This window comes from Mucilaginibacter sp. (genome assembly GCF_028288105.1).
GTDB lineage: Bacteria > Bacteroidota > Bacteroidia > Sphingobacteriales > Sphingobacteriaceae > Mucilaginibacter.
The window spans coordinates 26,500-33,354 of sequence record NZ_JAQBOI010000139.1 but is presented as its reverse complement, the minus strand read 5'-3'; the positions used below and the strand labels follow the sequence as shown (position 1 = coordinate 33,354).

At 41.8% G+C, this 6,855-nt stretch carries 6 protein-coding genes; 1 reads left to right on the top strand and 5 read right to left on the bottom strand.

What is annotated here, in order from left to right:
- Window positions 1-565, bottom strand: a 565-nt coding sequence (locus tag JWQ85_RS09675; protein ID WP_299467347.1) for a FecR domain-containing protein, incomplete at its 3' end; no start/stop codon positions are given.
- A 130-nt stretch (window positions 566-695) separates the two neighbouring features.
- Here JWQ85_RS09675 and JWQ85_RS09670 point away from each other — a divergent pair.
- Window positions 696-1,283 (top strand): sigma-70 family RNA polymerase sigma factor, encoded by a 588-nt coding sequence (locus JWQ85_RS09670; protein ID WP_299467345.1) that lies wholly within the window; start codon window positions 696-698, stop codon window positions 1,281-1,283.
- A gap of 37 nt (window positions 1,284-1,320) precedes the next feature.
- Here the strand turns inward: JWQ85_RS09670 and JWQ85_RS09665 are convergent, their stop codons facing one another.
- The 4 genes from JWQ85_RS09665 to JWQ85_RS09650 form a co-directional block, all read right to left on the bottom strand.
- The gene (locus JWQ85_RS09665; RefSeq protein ID WP_299467343.1) at window positions 1,321-3,147 is read right to left on the bottom strand and encodes a DUF885 family protein; all 1,827 of its coding nucleotides are present in this window, start codon (window positions 3,145-3,147) and stop codon (window positions 1,321-1,323) included.
- A gap of 74 nt (window positions 3,148-3,221) precedes the next feature.
- A complete protein-coding gene (locus JWQ85_RS09660; protein ID WP_299467341.1) occupies window positions 3,222-4,124 on the bottom strand; it encodes an AraC family transcriptional regulator in 903 nt (300 codons plus the stop codon).
- Between the two features lie 263 nt (window positions 4,125-4,387).
- A complete protein-coding gene (locus tag JWQ85_RS09655) occupies window positions 4,388-5,326 on the bottom strand; it encodes a dihydrodipicolinate synthase family protein (RefSeq protein WP_299467339.1) in 939 nt (312 codons plus the stop codon).
- 119 nt (window positions 5,327-5,445) lie between these two features.
- Entirely contained in the window at window positions 5,446-6,840 is a 1,395-nt protein-coding gene (locus tag JWQ85_RS09650; RefSeq protein ID WP_299467337.1) for a SusD/RagB family nutrient-binding outer membrane lipoprotein, read from the bottom strand.
- Between the last annotated feature and the right edge of the window lie 15 nt (window positions 6,841-6,855).

The following is a 6,855-nucleotide window of genomic DNA, read 5'->3' as shown; positions in this document are numbered from 1 at the left end:
TAACCTCGAAGAAAGCCTCGCCGGTTAAAAGCACATGACGGTCATTCTTATTGTAATCGTTAGCAACTTTAAGCGTGCTCGATCCATTAAGTGTTACTGTAGTACCATCTGGCAGTACCACGCTTTTGCGGTTACTGAAATTTGTTTGTGCTACTAAATGGTAATTAGCATTAGTAGCCTGGCTATACAATACCGCCGCCGAAACAGGTGTATTATACCTATATAAACCATAAGCAATTACCAATACTAATAAAGTGGCTGCAATGACTATACGTGGCAGCCATAAGCGGCGAATATTATTTACAGGTAAGAGTTGTGTTTTAAGCTGTTCTGCTGCTATCGATGCCTTTAACTTGGCAAGCGCTTCCTGCTTATCGGCTTTGCTCACTTTTATGCCAAGCAGTAAACAAAGTTCGCGGGCGTCAGCTATTTTCTTTTTTAGAAGGGGTTGTGTTAAAATTATATTTTCCCAATGCGCTTTATCGGCATCGTTAAGTTCATAGCAATAGTTAATAAAGCTCTCGTCCGTTAAAAAATCCTCGATATTGAAATTAATATAGTCCATTTAGTTGGTGTTTACACACAAGTGCAATAGATTATTCTTTTTTACCAACACTTTTTAAAAAAATTTATAAAGATTTTTATTAACTTCATCATTAATTGAAAAAAGCACCTAAATCAGCTGATAAGAGCGGATGAGCATAAAAACGGAAAGGGTAAAAAAGAATTGGGCGTTACTTGCAGAAGGCGACCAGCAAGGTCTTTATGCCTGCTTTGATATTTTTTATGATGACTTATACCGTTTTGGCGTTTGTATGTACAAAAATCCGGAGCTGGTTAAGGAGGGTATCAACACCCTTTTTATTGAACTGTGGCGTATTCAGGATAAGTTATCATCGGTACAAAACATACAGCAATACGTGCTTACTATATATAAACGTATATTGTATAAAACCTACCAGCAATATTCACGCGATACGTTTACATCTACTATTGAGGAAGCAGAAATATCTTCGGGGGCGGCCGAGCAGCCTTACGAGAATATTTTAATCGCCAGCCAACAGGACGAAATCACAAAAAAACGGCTTCAAAAAGCCCTAAACCAGCTCTCGCCACGCCAAATAGAGATCGTACAGATGCGTTATTTTGACCAGATGAGCTTTTGTGAAATTGTCGAGAAAACCGGCCTTACCGAACGCACTATTTACAACACCCTGCACAATGCCATTAAGGTTTTAAGAGATGTATTTTTGCTGGCTTTAATGTTTAAGATGTGCGATTAAGTGCGCTGCCCCATTAACTACCCATATATGCTTAGTGTTACTTGCTAAAATTATAAAACTTCCACTGCGTGGTAAAATCGCGATCGAGCTTTTGATTTGTTAACGTTGCCCTAAGTAGTTCTACGGGTATCAGGTTCTCTTTTATTACGGTGTCATGAAATTGTTTGAGGGTCATTTTACCGCTATCAACCAATTCTTTCTTTAAGCTAAAAAGTTGCAAGCCTCCCACCAAATAAGCTACCTGGTAAAGCGGGCTGTAGCCACCTACAAATGAGCGGCGCACCTCACCCTCGGCATTGGCCTTTTCATGGCCCACTCTGTCAACCAAAAAATCAATACACTGCTGTGGCGACCATTTACCTAAGTGATAGTTAAGCGAAAAAATAATACGCGCGCAACGGTGCATCCGCCAAAATAACATCCCTACCCTTTCCTCAGGCGATTTGGCAAAACCTTTATCATACAACAACAGCTCCCAGTATAACGACCAGCCTTCGATAGCAAATGGCGTAGAAAAATCCCGGCGATACGGCTTGTAACGACTATTCATGAAGTATTGCAGGTTATGCCCAGGTATCAACTCATGTTGCACCGTGCCCCTCGAAAAATAAGGGTTGTTGCCGCGCATACTCATTAGTTTATCTTCCGTATTCATTGTATTAGTAGGGTATGATATGCTGATCTCTTTACCACCGGTAAAAAATGGGTTCACCAACTGTCTTTGGGGCGACATCATCACCATTCCCCAGGTTTCTTCGGCCAGTGGTGGTATTGTGATCATATCCCGCTCTTTTATGAAAGAGATAGCGTCGTTATATAGCTTTACGATCAGTTCGGGTTGTTTCCCTACTTTTACGTAACTGTTCTTTACTTTTTCGAGGGCTTTTTTCCAATCGTTACCAAAACCCATTTCATTTGATGCTTTAAGCATTTCTTTATCGCACCAGGCAAATTCCTTATTGGCGAGCGTAATAAGTTCTTCAGGGGTGTAAGGGATCAGTTCGGCTTGCAATTGCTTTATTAACTGATCACGGCCAATAGGTACACCCTTTATGCCACTGCTATCTGGTTTTTGTGTGGTATTTAATACTTTTCCGGCACCAATCAGGAGTTTACTGTAGCGTGTGAGGCTGCTATCCAATGATCTGTATGGAGCAGCTACCCACCACGTAAATTGCGGATCATAACCCAGATAGAAATTACAGGTGCTTCTTAAACGGTCGCGCAGACCAATAACGGCAGACTGTGCCATTTTGGCTAAAGGCATATCTATTGACGCTGCTTTTTTAACCGTTGCCGAATCTGTTTTTATTTGTTTAATAATAGCGTTCAATTGCTGGGCTACCTTTTGCGCATCCATGCTGCCGCCCCGGCGGCGTTTCATTTCCAACTCGTAAATAGGATCGGCGAAGGAGATGTAACTTTTAACACTGTTGTATTTTTCTTCTTCCTTACTTAGATCGAGCAGCCCAAAATTGATCTCCTTTTTCAGCAGAATATAATCAACCTTACCATAGATACTTAACGCATCAAAATTGGCACCGGCCAGTTGTTTAAGATAATCGTTATTAAGCTCAACCAATCTTTTACGCTGCTGCGGCGAATTAAGCGCCTGTTGCCTGCGTTGATACTCCGTACGATCATTGGTGGTGTATGGTGAATAAAAATCTGCTATAGCATCTACATCCTGGTTGTACTGAATGATCTTGCCCGACATTTCGCTGGCTTGTTCATAAATAGCGGCTGTATTAACCGTGTTTTGCGCGAAAACAAGCGGACTGTAACCTGCCAGCATTAAAACAAAAAGACATTTATACAGCCCGTTATAAAATACCGGAACGGAAAATAGTGTGTGTTTATTCATAAAAAAACAATAAGGTTGGCCGGCCGGGGCTTGTCCGGCTATATAAATTTGAAACTGATTATTTTTAGATCGCGTTAGCTTGCTACCCTCGTAAGATTGCTTACGTTGTTATTATAACTATCCAGATACTCGCGCGGCGAGCTGCCTATTAAATACTTAAACACGCGGTTAAAGTTATTAATGCTTTTAAAGCCGCAGTTGTAAGCTACTGTCGAAATACTTGCAAACTTATGCTCGGTAAGCTTTTTACAGGCCTCGTTAATACGCATCTCATTAAGGAATGATATAAAGGTATGCCCGGTATGTTTTTTAAAGTACCGGCAAAATGATTCGGGTGTCATGTAGGCCGCTTTTGCAACATCTTCCAGCGTTATTGATTCGCTGTAGTTTTGCATTATAAAATTGTAGATATTCCCTATCCTGATACCCTCATTTTCGGTAATACCCGGGAAACTACCAAAGGCAGACAGCGGGCCGAGCCTGGCATTCATCATATGCAGGTTTTTAAGCAGGTTAAAGAAAGCGATGAGTTGATCGCAGCCCTTGGCCTTTTTAACCGAATACATAGCCTGCGATATTTTGTGTGAATACTCTTCGGGCACTTTAAACCCTTGCTGGTGCTGCTGAATAAAGATCTTGAACGCTTTCATTTCGGGCAGCTCAAACATAGACGAAAGCAGGCCATCCGGATTAAAGAAGATGGTTATCGCTTTTGCCCGCAAGGTGCTATCTGGCTGATAATACTCCTGATTGCTTTTAAATAAATGCGGCAGGTTAACCCCTAATAAAAATATATCGCCGGGGCCAAAAGCATGCATATTATTGCCTGCTATTAAAGTCCCCTCCCCTTCCTGGATCCAGGTGATCTGCGCCTCCTGGTGACGGTGCAGGTAAGGATAATGATGCGGCAGGTTAACCTGCTCTGCAATCACACTTTTATCGTGTGCTACCGGTATTGTAAATTGTAGTACTTTCATGTGTGGCAGAATTAATATGTGTACAATTTACAATTATTTAACTTTAAATACCAACACGTAATACTAATTAGGGTAAAATATGGGTAGTATTTGATAATATTGATGTGATTTGGTGAAAAACACAACCAAATAAATGTTAAAAACACAAGGCTGCCAAAATATTATTTGGCAGCCTTGTGTTTTGCAGTGTAATTATTAACCTAAACCTATCAGAAGCAAAAGAATCAACAGAAATACACTCTCTGGCTTCGTTAATGGTTGAACTATGCTGTTACTTCACTTAATTTCCCCCAGCTACCCGCAGGTAAAACCGGGCGTACAGCCAATGCATCGTCTATAATTTTTTGTACCTGCGCACGCTCTGCACCCCGCAGGGCTAAACGTGGCGCGCGTACCGTTTCGGTACCAATGCCTGTTGCTACTTCGGCCAGCTTAATATACTGCACCAGTTTAGGGTGTATATCCAGCTCTAAAACGGGTAAAAACCAGCGGTATATAGCCAATGCCTCATCAATTCGCCCGGCTTTTACCAGCCTGTAAACAGCAACCGTTTCCTTAGGGAAGGCATCAACCAAACCGGCCACCCAGCCATGCGCGCCCATTACAAGGCTTTCCATAGCTAAAGGGTCAACCCCGGTCATAATTTTAAACCTATCGCCAAAGCGGTTGATCATACGGGTAACGTTTGATATGTTACGGGTCGATTCTTTTACCGCCTGTATATTATCATAAGCGGCAAGCTCTTCAAACATATCCAGGGTAACCTCTATTTTATAATCAACCGGGTTATTATATATCATAATAGGCAAAGGCGTGCTTTTGGCTATGGCGCTGAAATAGTTAAGCGTTTCATAGGTATCGGCATTATACCGCATTGGTGGCAATGCCATTAAACCATCGGCACCTAAATCCAATGCTTTTTGGGCAAGTGCAATAGCTGCTTTGGTGGTTTGCTCGGCAATATTCAATAAAACAGGTATTTGCCCGCCAACAAATTTAATGGTATGCGTAAGTAACGCGAATTTTTCTTCATCGCTTAAAACACTGGCTTCCCCCAGCGATCCGCCTAATATAATGCCGTTTACACCAGCTTCTATCTGCGCGTTTAAATTCTTATCAAAGGCTTCAAAATCCAGTTCGTCATTTGCCGTAAACTTTGTTGTTACTGCCGGGAAAACACCTTTCCAATCAAATTTTATCATATTTTATTATTTGTTCAAAATTAGCTCATCGCTTAAAAGTAATAATGCCGCTATTTAGCAGATTATAGCATTATATTATCAATATGGCTTGCCAGGTAGTAGCTGCCATGATGCATACATTACTGCGCATCCCACCATACCCTATCAGTTAACTTTGCAGTTTGTTGCGGCTGCGAATTAGCGATGATCTCTGTTTGAGGATACAATACCCGGCGCGGGATCTCTGATAATGCATTTTTCACCTTGGTCAATACCGGGAAGCCCGTTCTCCGCCAATCTGTATAATTTTCCATCGAAAGGTAATTCGCTATCTGCTTCTCTTCAATGATCAGCTGCAGGGCATTGCCGGCTGTTAATGCGCCCCTTGCGGTGATATAGTCATTTGCAGCGGTAGTACCTATGCCAAGCTTGGTCATATGCGACATAACTGCATCAACATAAATAGGTTGGGCAGCGCTAACGCCCGATGTAATAAGGGTAGCTTCCGCCTTTAAAAACAGCGCTTCGGAATAATTGAAAATGTAGTTGTTTGAGCTTGCATTGGCATAAAAGGGACCTCCTAATGAATAAGATTCTAAACTACCAATACCATCAATTCCTATCTCTCTGCCTGTGTATAAGCCTGTTTCTTTTGCAGGTGCTACCATTTTTGATAATCTGGGGTCGCTGCGTTGTTTAAAACCTTCTACTACCGTAGATGCCAGCACCAGCGTAGAACCTGGAAGAAAGTTTTGCTGCCATGGGTTTTCTGCACCGGCTGCACCGGTAAATCCCATCTTTAAGTCATCATCGTTACTTGCCATTCCTTTTTCAAGTGCGGTAAGTGCAAGTTGTGCTTGTGCTGCCGCTGTATGGCCGGGCGCTTTAGTTAAATGCATATAATAACGTGCCTTTAACGTATAAGCAAGCCTTTGCCATTTAGGCATATCACCCCCATAAAAGAAATCATCGCCAGCCGGCTTTAAGACGCCATCCTTCGCGATATCTGCTATCGCATTGTCAAGCAGGGTTTGGATACTTTGGTAAATTTTCTCCTGCGAATCGTAAACAGGTGTTAAGTTATCTATCCCGTTAAAAGCTTCGGTGTAAGGTATATCACCCCAAACATCAGTAGCCGAGCCAAGGCAATAGGCGGTTAATATTTTTGCTATAGCAGCATAATTAGGATTATTATTTGCTTCGGCTTTTTTATTTAAAATAACCAGATTATTGAGGCATTGAACGTAAAAGTTGTACCAATCGCCGTCCATATCCTGGTTATACATTAAATAAGTACCTGCATTAGGCGGCGGTTGGTTCAGCGCTATCACCTGCATATATTCCTGCAGTATAATAGCCAGGTTCCCACCTCCGGCGGCCTGTATGTTTTGTGATATAGCTACTTCTACCGGCGCGAGTATTAAAGCCTCGCTTACGTTTACAGGCCTGTTAGGGTCCTGATTCACATCGATATATTTTTTACACCCCGTAAATACGGTAAGTGTAACTGTTAGTAAGATTATATATTTTTTCATGTTTACTTTATTTGC

Coding starts and splice junctions, on each gene's coding strand:
- JWQ85_RS09650 (WP_299467337.1), bottom strand. CDS start 6,840: ATGAAAAAATATATAATCTTACTAACAGTTACACTTACCGTATTTACG.
- JWQ85_RS09655 (WP_299467339.1), bottom strand. CDS start 5,326: ATGATAAAATTTGATTGGAAAGGTGTTTTCCCGGCAGTAACAACAAAG.
- JWQ85_RS09660 (WP_299467341.1), bottom strand. CDS start 4,124: ATGAAAGTACTACAATTTACAATACCGGTAGCACACGATAAAAGTGTG.
- JWQ85_RS09670 (WP_299467345.1), top strand. CDS start 696: ATGAGCATAAAAACGGAAAGGGTAAAAAAGAATTGGGCGTTACTTGCA.
- JWQ85_RS09665 (WP_299467343.1), bottom strand. CDS start 3,147: ATGAATAAACACACACTATTTTCCGTTCCGGTATTTTATAACGGGCTG.